Genomic DNA, 259 nt, shown 5'->3' with positions numbered 1-259 from the left:
CTCAGAAGAGGATCAACATTCGAATTTATTAGAGACATATTTACTACTCACTCGAAGTGTAAACCCTAAACGTATACATGAATTAAGAAAATCAGTCGTTGAGTGTGGATTTGAGCCTGATTTTCATACACCAATCGAAGCCATGACGTATACGACGCTACAAGAACTTGCAACAATGGTGTTTTACAATAATGTAGCTAAGGTGGCAAGTAAGCATGATCCAGATCTGGCTACATTATTACGCCGTCTTGCAAAAGAT

At 38.2% G+C, this 259-nt stretch carries 1 protein-coding gene; it reads left to right on the top strand.

The window, feature by feature from the left end; translation table 11 throughout:
• Positions 1-259: acyl-ACP desaturase (locus tag HMPREF2590_RS23310; protein ID WP_176748663.1), on the top strand; the 259-nt coding region annotated here is incomplete at both ends.

The sequence above is a fragment of the Bacillus sp. HMSC036E02 genome (assembly GCF_001836235.1).
GTDB classification, from domain to species: Bacteria; Bacillota; Bacilli; order Bacillales; family Bacillaceae_G; genus Bacillus_A; species Bacillus_A cereus.
Note: the sequence above shows the minus strand (reverse complement) of the source record. Positions and strands in the feature narration are given on the sequence as shown.